Source organism: Marinifilum fragile JCM 15579 (assembly GCF_001310955.1).
In the GTDB taxonomy this organism is placed as follows: domain Bacteria; phylum Bacteroidota; class Bacteroidia; order Bacteroidales; family Marinifilaceae; genus Marinifilum; species Marinifilum fragile.
The window spans coordinates 21169-40808 of the sequence record NZ_BAZX01000020.1 but is presented as its reverse complement, the minus strand read 5'-3'; the positions used below and the strand labels follow the sequence as shown (position 1 = coordinate 40808).

Sequence of the window (19640 nt, the reverse complement as noted above, 5' to 3'; positions counted from 1 at the left end):
AAAACTTTACTTCATCAGTAATTTTGTTATCCACTTCACTTTTTTCAAAATTCCTGCATCTTTTCCCCTTCCTTCCCGACACCTATACATGTTACGAATTAAAATATATGGAATATGAAAAGTGATCGATCATCTTTTGCAGGAGCAGGTGCAGCCATTCTTGCCGCCCTGGGAAGTATTACCTGCTGTGGAGCTCCTGTTATTGCGGGCATTTTGGCCTCGGTAGGAATTGGGGCCAGTCAGCTGAATTATTTACATACCCTGCAGCCCTACCTTATCTCAGTTGCCCTGATATCCCTGGGCATTGGTTTCTACCGTCTTTACTTTAAAAAGAGCGGTAATTGTTGCAGCACCGAGTCTGCTGGTAAAACAAAGGGCAATGGAAGGTCTAAACTTTTTCTTTGGGTGGTAAGCTTTTTTATCATCGTCCTTTTGGGGCTGAGCCTTACAAATTCAAATGCCACAAAGTCATGCTGCCCCAGCCAGGCTAGTCCTGAAAGCAGTAGTTGCAATGGCGAATGTTCACAAAATCATTGATTAAGCAAGGCAGGGCAGCAATAAATCATTATAAAACGGAACCTTCATTCTCTTGAATGATCTACTTTAGATACAATTATTGAGACGGCTGGCAAAAGGGTGAAATCATTAAAATCTAATCTAAAAACACCCCTCTGCCTGTCGGCATCTCCCCTGAAAAGGGAGATTTCGGAAATCAAGCTGTTCCTCGCCTAATTCAGCATTTCTATGAAACTCCAAAATACTTGTTCATAAAGACTAGCTTCAATCCGAGAATGAAGGTTTTCATGCTTCTTGATAATGCAATCCCTTTTGCTTATTTTATCCTTCACCAAAAAAGTACCAATATGAATTGCGATATTCACAACATATACCAACGATACAGCACCCACCTGCTGGCTTTTATTCGCCAACAGATTAAAGACACATCAAGTGCCGACGACCTGCTTCAGGAAGTTTTCCTGAAAACCATGGAGTCGTGCATCAGCGAGAAGGAGATTAAAAATTTAAAAAGCTGGCTGTTTCAGGTAACTCGCAATACCATTGCCGATTATTTCCGCCTGCAAAACAAAGACTTTCGCGAAGAGGACTACATTAACCTGAACCACCTGAACTCGGCCGATTTTCAACAAATCCTTTCCGATGATGTGTCCGACATGATTAGCCTGCTGCCCGAAGAGTATGCGCTTCCCCTGAAGTGGAGCGATATTGATGGCATCCCTCAAAAAGAGATTGCCCAAAAGCTGGACATCTCTCTCCCCGGGGCCAAATCGAGGGTACAGCGCGCTCGCAAAAAGCTTCGCGATTTATTTTTTGAATGCTGCGATGTGGAACTCGATGCACAGGGCAACATCATCTCCTGTGAGATTAAGGACCATTGCACCCCTCTTCTTGAAAAGAGAAATCAGCGAAAGCGATAAAGACTCTATATCATTTTTAGTGGGCAAATACTATAAGTGCCTAAAGTACTTGGAATACTTTCAGTACTTAAAGTGAAAATGTTAGAGATTAAAAGAGATCGTGAGGTGATCTACAATAAACTGCTCAATTCGAGCGGGCTTTGCCGGCATTGGAAGGTCAAGCTGATTAGACGCAGAAAAACTTTAAGAAGAAGGGGAAGTTGAGAACTTTGTTCGAAAATCACCCCCCTCCTGCATCTTTTACCATCCTTCTGCGACTCTATTGTGAAAACAATATCAGTTTAGGATGATAATGAAAGAAAAGAACAAATCCATAGCCTGGCTAAAACAGGTTTACGGCAGAAGCGGAAAAACTTCTTGTTGTCCCGGTTAATGAATGAGACCTGAATCTAATCGTCAAATCAATTCATCATTAACAATCAACAAGTAGAAATCATGCAAGAAAATATAATACTAGCATTCAAAAATTTATTTTACCACACGCTGGGGGTAGTTCCCACACCTTTTTATGAGGCATTAACAAAATCACTTGGAAACTTCGTTTTCATTACCCTGGAACTGTTTGTTCTGTTTATTGCCATCACGGCCATCATCGAATTTATCATGATGCATGTGAATCAGAACAAACTGAAGAAGTTATTCGAAGGCAAAGGAATACTTGGGAACATTGCTGCAGCCACTTTTGGAGCGGTAACACCATTTTGTGCTTGTTCCACAATTCCTATGACCGTAGGATTTTTAAATGCCAAGCTTCCCTTTGGTTCGGTGATGTCATTCTTAATTTCATCTCCCCTGCTAAATCCAATTATCGTGGCCATGTTAGCCGCTACGGTAGGGGTGAAAAACGCGGCCATTTACTTCGCCTTCTCCTTTGCCCTGGCAGTTGCCTTTGGATACCTGCTCCAGAAATTTGGCTTTGCCAAACATGTGAAAGCCGTAAAGCTTAGTGGCGGAGGACATAGCATTAACAATGGCATAGACACCAGAAAATCCCTGCCACTGGGAGAGAAGGTTTCCATTTCGCTAAAAGCAGGTTGGGATTCTTTGCGCCCCATTCTGCCCTACCTCTTTGTTGGGGTTGCCATAGGGGCTGGCATTTACGGATACCTTCCCAAGGGGGAAACCATAGCTCAGTATGCGGGTGAGGGAAATATTTTCGCCGTGCCCATTGCATCGGTAGTGGGAATTCCTTTGTATATCCGCGCCGAAACCGCCATTCCCATTGCCATGTCTCTCATCTCAAAAGGTGTGGGCATGGGAACTTCAATCGCTCTCATCATTGGAGGAGCAGGCATGGCGATTCCTGAAATGACCATGCTGGCAAAGATTTTCCAGAGGAAGTTACTGATCACCTTTATTGGAGTGATCTTTTTGGTAGCAGTCATCACAGGTTATGCATTCAATATTATCATGTAAGAAAAAGCGATTCGCCATTGGCTGTTAGCTGACCGCTGAAAGCTGATTGCTTAGTAATGTTTAAAATTTAAGATTATGGGATTATTTGGAAAAAAGAAGAAATCAAGTTGTTGTACCGTTCAGATTGAAGAGGTCAAAGACAACAAGAAAGCAACATCAGGCTGTTGCGACATTAAAATTGAAGAGGTGAAAGAGGATACTAAAAAAACTGAGGGCAATTGCTGCCATTAGAACCAATTAATTAATCTGAGGGCATCACTTGAGGTGATGTTCTCAGTACAATTATTTCTCCGACAGCAAAAGCAAACTGGCCAAAACCGACAAAACACCAAACTTGCTCCATTGGGTAATCTTCCAAAATTTCTGACTGTTCAGGTAGCGATTCAAACGCCCTGAAAGAATGGCGATCAGGCTAAAAACAATCAAGGCCTGTATCATGAAAATGATTCCCAAAACAATCATTTGAACACTAATGGCAATGCCCGATTTGCTAATAAACTGAGGCAAAAATGCAATGAAAAACAAGGAAACCTTGGGGTTTAGCACATTCATCAAGAAACCTTTTCGAACCAGCTTGAATGCACCCATTGGCACTTCTTGCTTTATCGATTCATCCTGAATTCCCTCGCCTTTACTTCTTAAAGCAGAAATGGCCAAATAGAACAAATAGGCAGCTCCCATATATTTAATTATCGAAAAAACCAGGGCCGATTGCTGTATGATAATAGACAAACCCAAAGCGGCTGCCGAGGTATGCACCAAAACTCCAAGCGATAATCCCAAGGAGATGGCCAGGCCTGTGCGCTGTCCACTGCTTACACTTTCGGTCAATACAAAAATATTATCGGGACCTGGCATGATTGATAAAACCACTGATGCCGTTAAAAAAGAAAGTATCATCTCTAATTCCATATCTACACAATTCTTTCGTTAGTACTTACCAGCAAATTAAGTAGTATTAGATCAAATGGCCCTTAGCAATTTCCACATCAAATTGTGCCATTTGCATTTGGCTCATTACTTATGGATGAATGTTTAGCAATTGCTCCTTTAAATCGGAAGGCTTACAAGCCAGGTGTTTCTGAACAAATCGACTGTAGGAACTCTGGTTATCGAAATTCAACTGGTAACTGATTTCCTTATGAGTTAAATCTTCGGCCAATAGCATACTTTTAATTTCCAATACCAGCAGCTCATGTATGATTTGCAGAGGAGTTTTTCCTGTTTTTGCTTTCAACTCGCTATTCAGCTTGCTCATTGATACATTTAGCATTTTGGCATAATCGGCTACCAAACGCATTTGCTTAAAATTGCTCTCTGCCAAATCGATAAAGCGATCTACCAAAGCATCATGTTTCGAACTTTCAACCTTTTGTGGGAAAATGTCCAAAATCTGAAAAAACACGAACGCAAACAGATGTCTGATTTGATGCATCTTGTATTCCCCTTCAGAAAAGTACAGCTCCTTTAATTGTATGAAGCCATTATAAAGCAATTCGAAGTTCTCCAAATTGAGCTGAGTATAAGGATTCTTTCGAAGTATTTTTATAAAATCGCTTTGAACGGGCAATAAACTGGCTTGCAAAAACTCTTTGGTAAACTGAATGATGATGCCATTCTCTTCCTTCTTGCGATTCATCAAATGCACTTGCTTTGGCAGTACCACATACAAGGATTTTTCGCTAATGGGATATTCTTTAAAATCGATCAACTGCGATCCTCTCCCACCATTCTCAAACAAGATGATCTCAAAATAATCGTGCCTGTGAATACTGGAAAAATCGTACACTGGTTTGTGTTCGATTTCTATCATTTGAAAGGACAAATGATCGCGATTCGCATTTTGCAACTCCTGTATCTCCATCATCTATTTGTTATTGGAAAGAGGATGCAATCTAATTGATTTTTATTAAAAATCCATATAGCATTTTTTCCAGATAAAAGTCAGCTTCCAACAAATTATTTTTAACATTTAAAAATTTATTTTTTTAGTTTGCTTATTTTGAACGCTTTGAAAATTAACATTTGTTAAACTTCAATAAAAACGCATTTTTCGTTTCGTAAGCTTAATTTTTTTGCTTAATTTCAGGGTAGAAAGATTAATCAAAAAGGCTTAACGAAGCCGAACATATGCGCAGAACAAAACCGGTTTACACTTATCAGAATATTAACTTATCCACTTGTGGATATTAAATATAGGAGGAATTGTGATGAACATGAAAATGCAATCCGTAGGTTTTAAAGCAGATAGCAAATTAGAAGCTTTCATTAACCAAAAACTTAAAAAGCTTGAGAAGTTGGAAAACAGTATTACCGCTTATGATGTAATACTAAATGTTGACAAAGCGAGTAATAAGGAGAATAAGGTTGTTGAGGTGAAAATGCAAGTTCCAGGATCGGAACTATTTGCCAAAAAACAAAGCAAGACATTTGAAGAAGCAACAGATTTGGTAGCAGATGCACTTCGAAGCCAAATTCTAAAATATAAAGAAAAGAGATAATCCTCGAACAGAAACGGAGCTAATGAGCTCCGTTTTTTTTTATTTTACATCCCTCCAACACTTTCCTTAACTTTTCTTCACATTTATTTTAACAATTTAATAGGATAATATTTCTATTTTTGATCGCAGCGAACGAAAATTGAAATACAATTGTCCCACTCTACCCACAAAATTGATTTTAACAGTTGTTTCAAAGAGTACTACTCTCCTTTGTGCAATTATGCTTATTCTTTTCTAACTGATCAAGATCAGTGCGAAGATTTGGTACAGGACATTTTTCTTAAAATTTGGGATTCTCCTCCTAAAATCAATACATCCATCTCCTCTTATTTGTATAGAGCGGTTAAGAATGCCTGCATCAGCCAAATGAAGAAAAATGTACAGCAAAGTATTCTGCCTATCGAGGAAGTTGAAGATCCTATTGATACTCCATTTGAGCTAAATAGAGAAGAAAACCTTGCCAGGATTAGATCGAAGGTAGAACGTGCCGTTGAAAATTTACCACCCAAATGCAAAGAGGTATTTATCATGCGTAGAAATATGCAGATGTCCTATCTTGAGATCTCTGAACACCTTAACATTTCCAAAAAAACCATCGAAAACCAGATGAATACGGCAATTAAAAAATTAAGAGCACAATTGGATAAAAATGACTTGCTGGTTTATTTCTTGATGATGGTGAGCAATGATCAGTGAGCAGTTATCAGTGAACAAACACCTTACTTCCTTAAAAAGAAACTAGAACTTATAACTATCAAACTCCTTTATCTGGATAACACTTTTCTTTTTAACTATTAATTCTACATATATAATGTAATCATTCTCTGCTTTATCAACCAATTCTACCTTTCTAACATACTCTATCTGACTACTAAATACACCGAAATAATAACTGTAAAATCTAAAAATAGATATAACTGGCACACCATATTTTAATCTTTCTGTTGTATTCAATTCAGAAATTTCAATATTGGAATACCCCTCTCTTTGATAGTAATCTCTAAGAAAAACTTTTATGCTTTGAGCACTTAAAACCAGCTGATATGTTCTGTATAGAAGATAGCTTAATACTGCTACCGCAAAAAGCAAACTATATAAATCTATGTTCTTATTCATTCTTATTATTTACTAATTAATTGGAAAATCGAACTGTAGTTTCTTCATTAATCCAATAACCTACTGTGTATTTATCTCCTTCCCTAAAGTCACCATAAAATTCATCTCTGCGCAAAAAATGTTTAGAGTAGATTTGTATTAATTTTTGTGCTCTTTCCCTTACATTCGGATCTATTGCCTTGGCTTTTTGAAACTGATCAACGGCAAGACAATAGATCATTTTTTTAGGAAAATACTTTATCTCATCAACATTTGCATATCCTATATACGCTAAACCAACCAATACATAAGCATTGCCATTTAATGAATCTAATTCTATTACTTTCAAACTATAATCACGAGCTTTCTCATATTCATTCTGCTCCAAAGAATATTGTGCTTTTTTTAAGTACCAATCATACTTTAAAGGATCTGCCTTTTGTGATTTAAATTGATAAGTACTAACAAGTCTACGCATGCTTTTAATGACTTCTTTTATTTGCTTTTTCTTCCTAACAGCATATACATATTTCCACTCAGAAGTATTTATCACTTTATCCTGTAAACGAAGAAATAGCCTAAACCTGTACACCCTATTTGAAACCGGATGATGACAATCAAAAGGATTAAACTCATATTTGATCTGTTTTGACAATTCAGTATAGTAAACGCCAGAGTAGTTTACATCCAGGCCAAATCCATCATCAAATTCTTGATAAGAAACAAACTTACCGTCTTTAAAACCCTCCAGTTCATAACAAATCCCATTGCCATGATAATGTCTTGCATTATAAATATTAGCATTTAAACAGATTTTATTTCGGCTTGATATAAATGCTGAAACCATATAAGAGGAACTCTTTCTAATTAGTAGTATACTATCTGATTCCAATCGAATATCAAAATCATATTCTGATTTTAACGAATCAAAGTCTTGCGCATTAGCATTTACTCCTATTAATAAGAACTGAATTAAAAGGTGTATTAAACTCAGCTTATTGAATGATATCTTCATTTAAATCGAAAGTTTCTTTGTAATAAATATAACGTTTAATATTTGAACAAAAGAATAACTGAATGAATTGAATATTCTGAGGTATTTTTAGCACTTCAATTCCAAATGAATAACTCCTGATTATGAGTGATAAATGGTCTAATTTCATCTTTTTGGTAAAAAAAATGAAAATTCTATAGGGGTAAATCTGATTTAGTTGTCTTACCTATAGAATTGCAATTTATTTATACATGTATTAAGATTTCAGGGCCATGAAAATTAACACAGAAATATTAACTGATTATTTAAACAAGCTATGTGATAACAAAACAAAACAGGCAGTGGAAAATTGGATGGAGGAAGATCCTACCAACCAAAAATACCTTGAAGAGTTAAGGTTTTATTGGGAATGCAAATCCTCATCCGCAAAGAAAATTGAATTTGATTCGAAAAAAGCTTACAGTAAATTATTACAAAAGAAAAACTTACAAAAGCGTGTTAAAATTCGCCGTTACCTGCAGTATGCGGCAGCAATTGCAATACTAATGGTAAGTGGAATTACGTCGTATTTATATATGAATACCAATTCGAATCAAACATTGGTTGTAAATAATATTGCAAATGAAAAGTTGTTGAATCTGCCTGATGGAAGTACGATTCTGTTGGCCCAGGGAAGTACCATTAAGCATTCGAAACACTTTTCAGAGAAAGTGAGATCAATTGAGCTTACAGGGGAAGCTTTTTTTAATGTAGCAAAGGACAAAAACAGACCATTTATCATCACCACCAGTCAAACCCAGACAAAGGTTATCGGAACATCATTTCGAATTTCGGAAGCCAATGGCAATACCTTTATTGAGGTTGAATCGGGAATTGTTGAATTTAGGGGAAAAAATGAATCAACAAATAAGGTACGACTGGTGAGAGGTGATAAAGCGAAGTTTATTACCAAGCAACATGCAATTCTTAAAAGCACAAATGACTCTCATCATTCAGAAATAAAAATTCAGTATTTAGCATATCAGAACGAAAGTTTAAAATCGATATGTAATGATTTAAATGAACTATTTAATGTAGATATCAGATTAGAAGGGGAAGCTGTTCCACAGCTCAGGTTGACAACAGTATTTGAAAATCAAAATCTGGAAAATATTCTGGAAACCATCTCTTTTACCCTAGATCTTGATATCGAAAAAAACAATTCGTACATCCTACTAAAATAATTTGTACATGAGAAATATATTTCTTTTTCTAACAGCAACATTCATGCTGTTGGGAATGAATACGGTAATGTCTCAATCGAAAGACACCCAAACCATTAAAACCAATCAAGAAGCTTATTCCTTTGTGGATTTAATGGATTTAATTAAAAACCAAACAAAATTGAATTGTACCTACCCAAGTGCAGAACTTGGGAAGAAAAAAATTTACTTGGGTAAAAAATCTTATCAACTAAGAATATTGCTGGATAAGGTCTGTTTGCAGCTACAATTAAAATACAAAATCATTGGAAATCAGATTGCTTTTAAAAAGTATCCAGCAAAAAAGGTAACCATTAGTGGGTATATAAAAGATGCAAACAATGGTGAAGACTTAATTGGTGCTACCTTTTATATCAAAGAGCTAAAAAAAGGTACCATCACCAATCCATATGGTTTTTACTCCTTAAGTGTTCCTGCTGGTTTTTATACGCTTAGCTATTCTTTTTTGGGTACAAAAACTCAATCAAAAGTTTTGGAAGTTACCGATAACCTGAATTTAAATATTGATTTGTCATCGGATAACCTCCAAATAAAAGAAGTTGTAGTAAGAGGAGAGGCTGCGGCCAGCAATGTTGAACGTGCTGAAATGAGTGTGGTAAAAATGCCGGCAACAACCATAAAAAAGCTACCTGCCTTAATGGGTGAGGTCGATCTAATTAAGGCTGTACAAATGCTTCCTGGTGTAAAACCTGCTGCCGAAGGTTCGAGTGGTTTTAGTGTTCGAGGAGGTAATCCAGACCAAAACTTGCTGCTTCTCGATGAAGCTCCTGTGTATAATGCTTCTCACTTGCTTGGCTTTTTCTCTATTTTTAACAACGATGCTTTAAGCGATATGAAGCTTTACAAAGGAGATATTCCTGCTGCTGTAGGTGGACGTCTTTCTTCTTTTCTGGACATCAGAATGAAAAACGGAAACAGCAAAAAGTTTAGTGGAAATGGTGGTATTGGTACTGTTTCATCAAGGTTAACTCTTGAAGGTCCAATAGGCAAAAACGAAAAGACCTCTTTCATGCTTTCTGGAAGAAGAAGTTACGCCGATTTGTTCCTGAAGTTATCTTCCGACGAAGATGTGAAAGACAATGTCGTGTACTTTTACGATGTAAATGCAAAAATCAACCATCGCTTCAATGATAAAAACCGTCTTTTTATATCAACCTATTTGGGTAAGGATGTTTTTAAAAGCAACGAAAACGAGTTGAACTATGGAAATCGTACGGTTAGTTTGCGTTGGAACCATCTGTTCTCAAACAAATTGTTTTCCAATGCTACTTTCCTATATAGTAAATACGATTACGAATTATCAAATAAATTAGGAGCCGATGCATTTAAGTGGAAATCGAATATGGAAGATTATTCGGCGAAACTTGATTTCAATTACTTCTTAAATGCCAATAACAACATCAAATTTGGTGGAATTATTACTTATCACAAATTTGAGCCAGGTCATGCGTTTGGCTTAGGAGAGCAATCTTTTCTTTCGGACTATCGCGTAAATGAGTCAAATGGATTAGAAGAAGCATTATACATTTCCAATGAACAAAAAATTGGCGATCGCTTGACCTTAAAATATGGATTGCGCTTTAGCATGTTCAATAATATAGGTAAAGGAACCGTTTATGATTTTGATGAAAATTACAATGTTGTTGATTCAACAACTTATAAGAATGGTGATATTTTTAATACATATACTAATTTGGAGCCTAGGTTCGGTCTTAAATACATGCTTACTCCTACTTCTTCGGTAAAGGCAAGTTATTCAAGAACCACTCAATACATGCAGCTGACTCAAAACTCTACAGGTGGCTTACCTTTAGACATTTGGTTTCCAGCTTCTCCAAATGTAAAACCTCAAACTTCTGACCAATTCGCTTTGGGATATTTCAGAAATTTTAGAGACAATACCATTGAAATGTCTTTGGAAGGATATTATAAGAAAATGAATAACTCTATCGATTTTAAAGACTTTGCAGAATTGCTTCTAAACAAGCATCTAGAGGGAGAATTACGAACAGGATCGGCAGAAGCTTATGGTTTTGAATTAACAACCAATTTAAATTTCAACCGACTACAAGGTTGGATTGGATATACCTATTCCAGAACAAAACGAACAATTGAAGGTATTAACGATGGAAAGTCATATCGTTCACCTTACGATGTTCCGCACAATATCAAAGCTGCATTGAGCTATAACTTGACAAAAAGAACAAGCATTTCGGCCAATTTCACCTATTCTACCGGTGCTCCGGTTACCTACCTATAGGAAGAGCAGAATACCAAGGTGCATTGGTAAAAATCTATTCGGGTAGAAACTCCTATAGAATGCCCGATAATCATCGCTTAGATTTGGCATTAACTTTAAAAGGCAAAAAGAAACCTGGCCGTAATTGGGAAGGCGAATGGAATTTCTCATTGTACAATGCCTATGGCAGAAAAAATCCATGGTACATTAGTTTCAAGCAGGATGATGATAATCCTAAGGTGATGAAAGCTGAAAAAACATACCTATTTACATTTGTTCCTTCAATCACTTATAACTTTAAATTTTAGAATGATGCAAACTAAAATATTAATTCCATTTTCGTCATTTACAAACAAACAGTTGAAGTGCATTTGTTTGTTGATGTTTACTATTATTTTTTCATCCTGTACAGAAGAGATTAATGTTGATGTTGATAGTGGAGAAACCCGCTTATCAGTTGAAGCTGCTGTTACATCTGATTTAACAAAACACCATGTAATCCTGAAAGAAACAAGTGATGTCTTTTTCAACCAGGATGCCATACCTGTTCACAGTGCTAAAATTACCGTTACTGACGGCAAAACCACCTATAACTATCAAGAAACTAAACCAGGATACTACGAAAGTGAGGAGGCATTTGCTGGTCAACCAGGTAACACATACTCTTTGTCAATTACAAATGTAGATGTAAATAAGGACGGAACATTAGAAGAATATTTGGCCAGTTCAACAATGAAATCAAATTACGTCATAGATTCTATAAAAATGCATTTTGATCCTGATTACGAATCCTATGACGAAGATGTTGATAAAGGACCATTTTGGCTGGTTTCTCTATATATGAAAGATGATATTAAAACAGAAGATTATTATGGTTTTGCATGCAGAATAAATGATGTGATGGTACATGATACAATTACAGAAATACTGGTTCAGAAGGACACCTACTTTAATGGTGAAACCTCAAAAGGTGTTGATGTTGGTGAGTTTAACCAGGAAAAAACAGATGAAATACTAAAAGACAATGATATAATTACTCTGGAAACCTATGCAATCAGTGAAGAATATTACGACTTTGTGAGCCAACTTCAAGAATTGGATGAAGGCCAAAATATGTTTTCAGGACCTCCTGGAAATATTACTTCAAATATTTCTAATGGGGCCATTGGATTTTTTGCTGTCTACTCTATTACTCGAACCACTATTGTTCATCGAGACAAGTAATGCAGACAGATATTTGATATTTAAATGATTTTATAAGTAAAAAGAGCACTGGATTAAGTGCTCTTTTTTATTCCTTAAAACCAATATCCTGATGCGAACCATCACAGAATGGTTTATTTTTCGAAGCTCCACACCTACAAAAATAACAAGTATCTTCCATAGATTCCCGCTTTCCATCCGATCTAACAAGTGTAATTGGCCCTTCAACCATCAATGGCCCGTTGGTCATAACTTCAACTTTTTTACCAGTTTCCAAAGCTTTAATTGGCCCCTTATCAGCCTCATCCTCCTCAGGAGAATTCATGTAAAAGGATAAAGCACGAGATGGACATTTTTGCACCTGCTTAATAATTGATTCCGTATCCGATCCTTGCATTTTGATCCATGGGCGTGTTCCTGGTTGAAAAACTGTTGGCAAACCTTTAAAACAGATTCCGGCATGAATACAAATAGCCGAATCATAAACCACAGTAACCTCTCCGTTTGAATATTCCTTTTTTGTATTCTTCATGATTTCTTATTTTGATGTTAGATTGTCACCTTTTAATTTACCACATTTTTAAAAAAATTGCAGATTTTTATTTTAAAGCCTAAAAAAAGTTCTTATGACAATTCCCTCATCCTGAATCTCCTGCAATAACAAGAAAAGTCAAGCTGATTAAATTCCTAATTTTAGCATGAAAAAGCTCTTGCAGATCTAAAAAAATGTTCTACTTTTGTCGCAGACTTTTGAGAAACGATAGTCCTAAAGTCTACAAAAACACACGGGTGTAGCTCAGTTGGTAGAGCACTGGTCTCCAAAACCAGGTGTCGGGAGTTCGAGTCTCTCCTCCCGTGCAAGACCTTCCATTTTTTGGAAGGTTTTTTTGTTTCTATATAAAACAAAACCGCCCGAAGGCGGTTCTCTGTTTTTAATTGTTCCAATACTAATATTATTTCACTCTGGTATGAAGAGTCACCTATCGGTGATTTCACACACGCTCTTTCAATAAATAATTGTCTGCTATTTCCTGATGATTTTCTCGGTTTATTATGTTTTTAAATCCTCTCTTTGATTTCTTCGATTGAGGTCGTCTTCTCTTTTCTCTGGTCTGTTCAGCTCTAAAAGTTTTAGACATAACATCAAAATTTTAGTTCTTCAAAAATCATATTGTCAGATATTTGTACGAGAAAAGGTTTTGTGGCGTTACATTTTTAATTCACAATCCTTATCATTTTCTATAATGATCAAAAAAAAGATGGACCATTAAAATGATCCATCTTTCTCTATGTATTATTCTTTTAAATACTACAATAGCTGCATATCATACAGTTTCTTGTAGGCTCCACCTTTCTCGATTAATTCATCGTGTTTGCCTCGTTCTACAATTTCTCCTTCATGGAAAACACAAATCAAGTCTGCATTCTTCACTGTTGATAGTCGGTGAGCAATCACCAATGAGGTTCTATTCTCCATTAATTTATCCAATGCATCCTGCACCAATCTTTCTGACTCCGTATCCAAAGCTGAGGTAGCCTCATCCAAAATCATGATTGGTGGGTTTTTAAGAACCGCACGTGCAATACTTAATCTCTGACGCTGTCCTCCTGATAGTTTACTACCGCGATCTCCAATGTTGGTATTGTAACCATTCTCTGTAGCACTGATAAAATCATGAGCATTGGCAATTTTTGCGGCCGCAACTACATCTTCCATTGTTGCGCTCTCAACTCCAAAAGCAATATTGTTAAAAATGGTATCATTAAAAAGAATTGACTCCTGATTTACATTCCCCATCAGGTTTCGTAAATCTTTCATTTTATAGTCACGAATGTCAATACCATCAACATTAATACTACCTTCATTTACATCATAAAATCTTGGCAATAAATCAACAAAAGTAGTTTTACCCGAACCTGATTGACCAACTAATGCAACAGTTTTTCCTTTCGGGATTTCCAAATTTACATTCTTCAACACATTCCTTTCTCCATTGTAAGAGAAGGTAACATTTTTATAATGGATTGAGTTACCGAATTCACTAACTGATTTTGCATTTTCTTTATCGGTAATGGTAGATTTTGCTTCTAACAATTGATCAATACGATCCATTGCTGCTAAACCTTTCTGGATAGTATATGCAGCCTTTGAAAAAGCTTTAGCAGGTGCAATTATCATATAGAACATCCCAAGATATGCAATAAATGTAGAGCCTGTTAAATTACCAGTACCATTAAGAATTAACATTCCACCATAGCACATAATCGTCAACATTACTAAAGTTCCCATGAACTCACTTACTGGGTGCGCTAAAACATAACGGCGCATCATGCTATTCATGATTCTTCTGTAAGAGTTGCTTTCTTCCGAAAAACGAATATGCATTTTCTCTTCGGCATTAAAAGCCTTAATAATTCTCAACCCCGATAAACTTTCCTCTATGGTTGATAAGATATCGCCCATTTTATTCTGTCCATCTCTTGAAGATTTCTTTAATTTTTTACCCGTTAATCCAATAATATAACCTGCAATTGGTAACATGATAAATACAAATAATGTTAACTGAGCACTAATTGATAACAATCCAATTAAATAAACTAGTATCATAATTGGATTTTTGAAGATCATATCAATTGAACTCATCACCGAAATCTCAACTTCTTGAACATCTCCTGTTGAGCGCGCAATGATATCTCCTTTCTTTTCCGCTGAGAAAAAAGGAAGAGGCAATGAAATCATTTTATTATAAATCTGTAGGCGTAAATCCCTTACGACTCCATTCCTGATATTAACTGAGTGATATGAGCCTAAAAAAGTAAATAGTACTTTAAATAACACCATAGTTAATGCAACTACAGCTATAAAAAACAACGTATACTCAGGACCATACTCAGTCTTTATTAAGGTAATGTAATAATTAAAATTGTGCATTACTACATCTGTTTTGAGCTCCCATGGCATTTTTTCAAGTACCGAAACCTCTACACTTTTATTAAAAAATGTATCTAACACAGGAACAATTGCACCCAACGAAAAAACTCCAAAAATAGCACCTAACAGGTTATAAACAAACATCATTGTCGTATCCCCTTTATAAGGAGGAAGGAATCGCCTAAGAACCTTAATAAAATCTTTCATTAAAAGTATAAATAGTTAAATAAGAATATTGGGAACTTAAGAATTTGCCCAATAAAAATAGGCTGTAAAAGTACAACTCTTACAGCCTAAAAACAAAGTATTAACAAATATTAATATTTTCTAGATTCCTGTATAATTATCAGGACTAATTGTTTTCAATTGAGCTTTCAAATCATCACCAATTTCTAGTGTATCGATAAATTCAGCAATACTTTCTCGAGTAACATGAGTATTGGTTCTAGTCAAAGCTTTTAATGCCTCATAAGGATTTGGATATCCTTCGCGACGCAAGATGGTCTGAACCGCTTCTGCAACCACTGCCCAGTTTGCTTCCAAATCAGCTTCAAAAGCTTCTTTTGAAATCAATAGTTTGTCTAAACCTTTTAATAAAGATTTAAATGCAATGATGGTATGTGCAAAAGGAACGCCGATGTTTCTTAGTACAGTTGAATCCGTTAGATCACGCTGCAAACGAGAAACTGGCAACTTAGTAGCCAAGTGTTCGAAAGTAGCATTCGCCAATCCTAGGTTCCCTTCTGAATTTTCAAAATCGATAGGATTCACCTTGTGTGGCATTGCTGAAGAACCAACTTCACCTTCCTTGATTTTCTGCTTGAAATAGTTCATGGAAATGTAAGTCCAGAAGTCACGGTTCAAGTCAACCAAAATGGTATTGATGCGTTTCAAGTTATCGAAAATCGCACCCATATTATCGTAGTTCGAAATCTGAGTAGTTAGCTCTTCTCTCTCTAGTTTTAAAATGTCATTTACAAAGTGATTCCCAAATTCTTTCCAATCCACTTCAGGATAGGCAACATGATGTGCATTGAAGTTACCTGTTGCACCTCCAAATTTAGCAGAACAAGGAACGCTCTTTAACAAATCCAATTGTCTTTTCAATCGGTAAACGTACACTTGAATTTCTTTTCCTAAACGAGTTGGAGAAGCTGGCTGACCATGAGTACGAGCCAACATTGCAATTTCTTTCCAATCTTCAGAAAGGCTTTCCAGTTTCGCAATCAACTGATCCAATAAAGGGTAATACACATCGTAAACAGCATCACGCAAAGAATATGGAGTTGCAGTATTGTTTATATCCTGAGATGTTAATCCAAAGTGGATGAATTCTTTGTATTTCTCTAATTTTAAAGCATCGAACTTTTCTTTGATAAAATACTCAACTGCCTTTACATCGTGGTTGGTTACACTCTCGATATCCTTCACTTTTTGCGCATCCTCAACGGTAAAATCAAGGTAAATGCTACGCAAATCAGTATATAAATCTTTGCTAAAATCTTTCAACTGTGGAAGAGGAACCTCGCAAAGAGCAATAAAATATTCTACTTCAACCAACACTCTGTAACGTACCAAAGCGTACTCTGAAAAATACTCACCCAATACATCTACTTTGTCACGGTAACGCCCGTCAACCGGCGAAATTGCTATCAAACTTTGCATTTCTAAAATATTAAATATCAATAATGGTTATTTAGAGTCACAAAGGTAATTAAAAGCTATGAAATGCAAGAAGTCTGACGCAATATATTAACCTGAGTTCGATTAAAGATTTTGGATTCAGGTTCTTTTGGTATTACACATTTAATCTTATTTTTGTTAAAGCACAATTGTCATCTTACATCTATAAAAACATGAAACTGATTAAAGATTTTGGATTTGGTTTACGCACTTATTCGGAAGCCTTAAATTATATATTTAGAAAAAGACTGGCTTGGTTCTTTATTTTTCCTTTATTGCTGAATATTCTTCTATTCTGGGTTGGATGGGATTATATTGGCTCGTTATCGGACCAAACTCAAACCTACCTACAAAATTGGTTAGATCTTGAAAATGCTGATTTTTGGGGTTCTGGATTTCTAAAGGCTACAATTGGTGGATTTATCTGGATTGTGTTCAAAGTTCTCTTTTTCCTAATTTTTGCATACTTCGGAGGTTATATCATCATTATCATCATGTCTCCAGTGTTCTCTTACCTATCGGAGCGAACCGAGAAAATTAAAACTGGTAACGATTATCCTTTTGAATTCAGACAACTGGTTAAAGATATTATTCGCGGAGTATTTATTGCCCTTAGAAACCTTTGCATAGAGTTGCTATTAACCGCATTAATGTTTATTCTAAGTTTTATCCCAATTATTGGTTGGGCTTCAGCCATAATTCTGTTTTTCATTTCGGCTTACTTTTATGGATTTTCATTTTTGGATTATGCCATTGAAAGAAAAAGACTAAGCATTAAGGAAAGTGTGCAATTTATGAGAGAAAACAAGGGAATTGTAATTGCAAATGGTTTTGTGTTTTCGCTATGCTTGATTGTTCCTTTCTGTGGTGTTTCTTTCTCAAGCTTTGCAGCAATTGTATCGGTTGTAGCCGGAACATTAGCTGTTAATGAAATTTGGGAAAAAGAGAAGCACTAAATCTTAAGCTTTTTCAAAAGAATATTTGCGAGTTAATTGTTATCTTATATACAATAAACAACTAAAAGTACTTATATGGATCTTTTCAGAAATATTATTCTCTCTTTGCTAGTAATACTTATCGGTTTATCCGCTGAAGCAAAACTTGCCTCTGATTCCTTAGTTGAATCGACTGAAAAACTTGTATACAAATTTGATATCAAAAGAGAAATTGGCCCTGCAGCCTGGCGTCAAACCAAAGATGCCTTTCGGGAAGCTGATAAATTAAATGCCGATTTGATTTTAATTCACATGAATACTTACGGTGGTATGGTAATTCACGCAGACTCGATTCGTACTGCGATATTAAATAACAAAAAACCGGTTTATGTATTTATCGACAACAATGCAGCCTCGGCAGGAGCATTAATTTCAATTGCTTGCGACAGCATTTACATGAGATCTGGAGCTAATATTGGCGCTGCTACCGTGGTAAATCAAACCGGGCAGGCCATGCCAGATAAATACCAGTCTTACATGAGATCAACCATGCGTGCTACTGCGGAAGCACATGGAAAAGACACAATTATTCTAGCTGGCGATACCATTTACAAATGGAAACGCGACCCATTAATTGCTGAAGCAATGGTTGATCCAAGAACCTATATCGAAAATGTAATTGATACAGGAAAAGTATTGACCTTTACTCCGGATGAAGCCATTAAAAATGGATACTGCGAAGGAATTGCCAACAGCGTTTCTGAAGTTTTAGAAAAAGCAGGAGTCAAAGAATATACCATAAAATCCTACGAACCATCTGGAATAGAAAAAGTGGTTGATTTCATGATAAATCCGGTATTGCAAGGAATTCTAATCATGATCATTATAGGAGGAATTTATTTTGAATTGCAAACTCCCGGAATCGGATTTCCAATTCTTGCTGCTGCAATTGCAGCAGTATTGTACTTCTCTCCTCTTTATCTGGAAGGAATGGCTGAAAATTGGGAGATTATTCTTTTTGGAGTCGGAGTGATACTGCTCGCCGTGGAAATATTTGTAATCCCTGGCTTTGGGGTTGCAGGAGTTTCCGGAATCATTTTCATCATCACTGGCTTGACCTTAAGTTTAGTCGATAATGTTGCTTTTGAATTTGAACCTCGACATATCAAAACCATTGTAGCTTCATTGCTTTTGGTGATTTTTTCAATTCTTGTAGCCATTGTGGGTTCCATTTACCTGAGTAAGAAACTATTTTCTGCCAACTCATTCCTTGGTCATTTGGCTCTAAGTACCGTCGAAAATGCTGAAGAAGGTTACGTTGGCGTTGACATGAGGGCAAAAACCATGATTGGTAAAATTGGTATTGCAATGAGTGTACTTCGCCCATCCGGAAAAGTGATTATCGACAATCAAATCTACGATGCCAAATCGGAAGATGGTTTTATCGATAAAGAGACCGAAGTAGAGGTAATTCGATTCGAAACAGGTCAAGTTTATGTGATAAAGAAAGAGGATGATGAATAAAATAGAGATTAGAGAATATGAGGCTCATGACTTCGCTGCTGTGCTTGGTTTATGGGAATTAACTGGTTTAGCTGACGAAAAACGTGCTGATACAGCTCTCACGATAGAAAAGAGCTTAAAATTTGGAGGTAAGTTCTGGATTCTTGAAGATTTGACCACTAGCGAGTGCATTGGCACAATTTGGCTTACCAATGATTCACGCAGATTGTACCTGCATCACTTGGGCGTGCACCCAAACTATCAGCAGAGAGGATACGGAAGATTATTAAGTGAAAAAGCTCTTCAGTTTGCAAAAAAATTAAACATGCAAATTAAGCTTGAAGTTCATGAAACAAATAAACATGCCATTAAACTTTACAAAAATTTAGGCTTCCAATATCTTGACAGATACGATGTAATGATCAAGCGCAAACACTAAAA

The 19640-nt window shown here is 36.1% G+C and carries 21 protein-coding genes and 1 tRNA gene; 14 read left to right on the top strand and 8 right to left on the bottom strand.

The features are described from left to right. Nucleotides 1-114 precede the first annotated feature (114 nt). The 4 genes from JCM15579_RS14020 to JCM15579_RS20440 all read left to right on the top strand — a co-directional run bounded on the left by JCM15579_RS14020 (nucleotide 115) and on the right by JCM15579_RS20440 (nucleotide 3083). Nucleotides 115-537, top strand: a complete 423-nt coding sequence (locus JCM15579_RS14020) for a mercuric transporter MerT family protein (protein ID WP_054721081.1) — start codon at nucleotides 115-117, stop codon at nucleotides 535-537. Nucleotides 538-863: 326 nt separating this feature from the next. Further along, nucleotides 864-1436, top strand: a complete 573-nt coding sequence (gene sigZ, locus JCM15579_RS14015) for an RNA polymerase sigma factor SigZ (protein WP_172677444.1) — start codon at nucleotides 864-866, stop codon at nucleotides 1434-1436. A gap of 435 nt (nucleotides 1437-1871) precedes the next feature. Further along, a complete protein-coding gene (locus JCM15579_RS14010; RefSeq protein WP_083464694.1) occupies nucleotides 1872-2852 on the top strand; it encodes a permease in 981 nt (326 codons plus the stop codon). 75 nt (nucleotides 2853-2927) lie between these two features. Then, a complete protein-coding gene (locus JCM15579_RS20440; RefSeq protein WP_172677443.1) occupies nucleotides 2928-3083 on the top strand; it encodes a hypothetical protein in 156 nt (51 codons plus the stop codon). A gap of 51 nt (nucleotides 3084-3134) precedes the next feature. Here JCM15579_RS20440 and JCM15579_RS14005 read toward each other — a convergent pair whose 3' ends face one another. Together JCM15579_RS14005 and JCM15579_RS14000 are read right to left on the bottom strand one after the other, a co-directional pair. Next, nucleotides 3135-3764, bottom strand: a complete 630-nt coding sequence (locus tag JCM15579_RS14005; RefSeq protein ID WP_054721079.1) for a LysE family translocator — start codon at nucleotides 3762-3764, stop codon at nucleotides 3135-3137. Between the two features lie 109 nt (nucleotides 3765-3873). Continuing rightward, nucleotides 3874-4719 (bottom strand): AraC family transcriptional regulator, encoded by an 846-nt coding sequence (locus JCM15579_RS14000; RefSeq protein WP_054721078.1) that lies wholly within the window; start codon nucleotides 4717-4719, stop codon nucleotides 3874-3876. Nucleotides 4720-5032: 313 nt separating this feature from the next. Between JCM15579_RS14000 and hpf the strand changes: the two genes are divergently transcribed. Next, nucleotides 5033-5353: a ribosome hibernation-promoting factor, HPF/YfiA family gene (hpf, locus tag JCM15579_RS13995; protein WP_245625906.1), complete on the top strand. Its 321-nt coding sequence runs from the start codon at nucleotides 5033-5035 to the stop codon at nucleotides 5351-5353. A gap of 150 nt (nucleotides 5354-5503) precedes the next feature. Beyond that, complete coding sequence (locus JCM15579_RS13990; RefSeq protein WP_054721076.1) at nucleotides 5504-6049, top strand: RNA polymerase sigma-70 factor; 546 nt, start codon at nucleotides 5504-5506, stop codon at nucleotides 6047-6049. A 42-nt stretch (nucleotides 6050-6091) separates the two neighbouring features. Here JCM15579_RS13990 and JCM15579_RS13985 read toward each other — a convergent pair whose 3' ends face one another. Both JCM15579_RS13985 and JCM15579_RS13980 read right to left on the bottom strand, forming a co-directional pair. Further along, nucleotides 6092-6469, bottom strand: a complete 378-nt coding sequence (locus JCM15579_RS13985) for a hypothetical protein (RefSeq protein WP_054721075.1) — start codon at nucleotides 6467-6469, stop codon at nucleotides 6092-6094. A 16-nt stretch (nucleotides 6470-6485) separates the two neighbouring features. Further along, nucleotides 6486-7463: a tetratricopeptide repeat protein gene (locus JCM15579_RS13980; protein ID WP_054721074.1), complete on the bottom strand. Its 978-nt coding sequence runs from the start codon at nucleotides 7461-7463 to the stop codon at nucleotides 6486-6488. A gap of 251 nt (nucleotides 7464-7714) precedes the next feature. Between JCM15579_RS13980 and JCM15579_RS13975 the strand changes: the two genes are divergently transcribed. Genes JCM15579_RS13975 through JCM15579_RS13960 form a run of 4 tightly spaced genes read left to right on the top strand, consistent with a single transcriptional unit; the run spans nucleotide 7715 to nucleotide 12167 of the window. Next, nucleotides 7715-8665, top strand: coding sequence for a FecR family protein (locus tag JCM15579_RS13975; protein WP_054721073.1), 951 nt, complete (start codon nucleotides 7715-7717; stop codon nucleotides 8663-8665). Nucleotides 8666-8672: 7 nt separating this feature from the next. Further along, nucleotides 8673-10964, top strand: a complete 2292-nt coding sequence (locus JCM15579_RS13970) for a TonB-dependent receptor (protein ID WP_054721072.1) — start codon at nucleotides 8673-8675, stop codon at nucleotides 10962-10964. Between the two features lie 23 nt (nucleotides 10965-10987). Further along, complete coding sequence (locus JCM15579_RS20295; RefSeq protein WP_157471487.1) at nucleotides 10988-11251, top strand: hypothetical protein; 264 nt, start codon at nucleotides 10988-10990, stop codon at nucleotides 11249-11251. A 4-nt stretch (nucleotides 11252-11255) separates the two neighbouring features. Beyond that, a complete protein-coding gene (locus tag JCM15579_RS13960; protein ID WP_172677442.1) occupies nucleotides 11256-12167 on the top strand; it encodes a DUF4249 domain-containing protein in 912 nt (303 codons plus the stop codon). Nucleotides 12168-12234: 67 nt separating this feature from the next. Here JCM15579_RS13960 and JCM15579_RS13955 read toward each other — a convergent pair whose 3' ends face one another. Then, nucleotides 12235-12678 (bottom strand): (4Fe-4S)-binding protein, encoded by a 444-nt coding sequence (locus JCM15579_RS13955; RefSeq protein WP_054721069.1) that lies wholly within the window; start codon nucleotides 12676-12678, stop codon nucleotides 12235-12237. Between the two features lie 253 nt (nucleotides 12679-12931). Here JCM15579_RS13955 and JCM15579_RS13950 point away from each other — a divergent pair. Further along, nucleotides 12932-13004, top strand: a tRNA-Trp gene (locus JCM15579_RS13950). 134 nt (nucleotides 13005-13138) lie between these two features. On the opposite strand, the gene JCM15579_RS20290 is transcribed toward JCM15579_RS13950, so the two are convergent. The 3 genes from JCM15579_RS20290 to purB all read right to left on the bottom strand — a co-directional run bounded on the left by JCM15579_RS20290 (nucleotide 13139) and on the right by purB (nucleotide 16743). Beyond that, nucleotides 13139-13285 carry a hypothetical protein gene (locus JCM15579_RS20290; RefSeq protein WP_157471486.1) on the bottom strand — a complete coding sequence of 49 codons (147 nt, stop codon included), beginning with the start codon at nucleotides 13283-13285 and terminating at the stop codon, nucleotides 13139-13141. 170 nt (nucleotides 13286-13455) lie between these two features. Beyond that, entirely contained in the window at nucleotides 13456-15285 is a 1830-nt protein-coding gene (locus JCM15579_RS13945; RefSeq protein WP_054721068.1) for an ABC transporter ATP-binding protein, read from the bottom strand. Nucleotides 15286-15405: 120 nt separating this feature from the next. Then, nucleotides 15406-16743 carry an adenylosuccinate lyase gene (purB, locus tag JCM15579_RS13940; RefSeq protein WP_054721067.1) on the bottom strand — a complete coding sequence of 446 codons (1338 nt, stop codon included), beginning with the start codon at nucleotides 16741-16743 and terminating at the stop codon, nucleotides 15406-15408. A 191-nt stretch (nucleotides 16744-16934) separates the two neighbouring features. Between purB and JCM15579_RS13935 the strand changes: the two genes are divergently transcribed. From JCM15579_RS13935 to JCM15579_RS13925, 3 genes are all read left to right on the top strand, one after another. Beyond that, nucleotides 16935-17717: an EI24 domain-containing protein gene (locus tag JCM15579_RS13935; protein WP_054721066.1), complete on the top strand. Its 783-nt coding sequence runs from the start codon at nucleotides 16935-16937 to the stop codon at nucleotides 17715-17717. A gap of 75 nt (nucleotides 17718-17792) precedes the next feature. Next, on the top strand, nucleotides 17793-19220 hold the full coding sequence (locus JCM15579_RS13930; protein ID WP_054721065.1) for an NfeD family protein: 1428 nt from the start codon (nucleotides 17793-17795) through the stop codon (nucleotides 19218-19220). Further along, the gene (locus JCM15579_RS13925) at nucleotides 19213-19638 is read left to right on the top strand and encodes a GNAT family N-acetyltransferase (protein ID WP_172677441.1); all 426 of its coding nucleotides are present in this window, start codon (nucleotides 19213-19215) and stop codon (nucleotides 19636-19638) included. Before JCM15579_RS13930 ends, JCM15579_RS13925 begins: the two co-directional genes overlap by 8 nt. The last annotated feature ends 2 nt before the right edge of the window (nucleotides 19639-19640 follow it).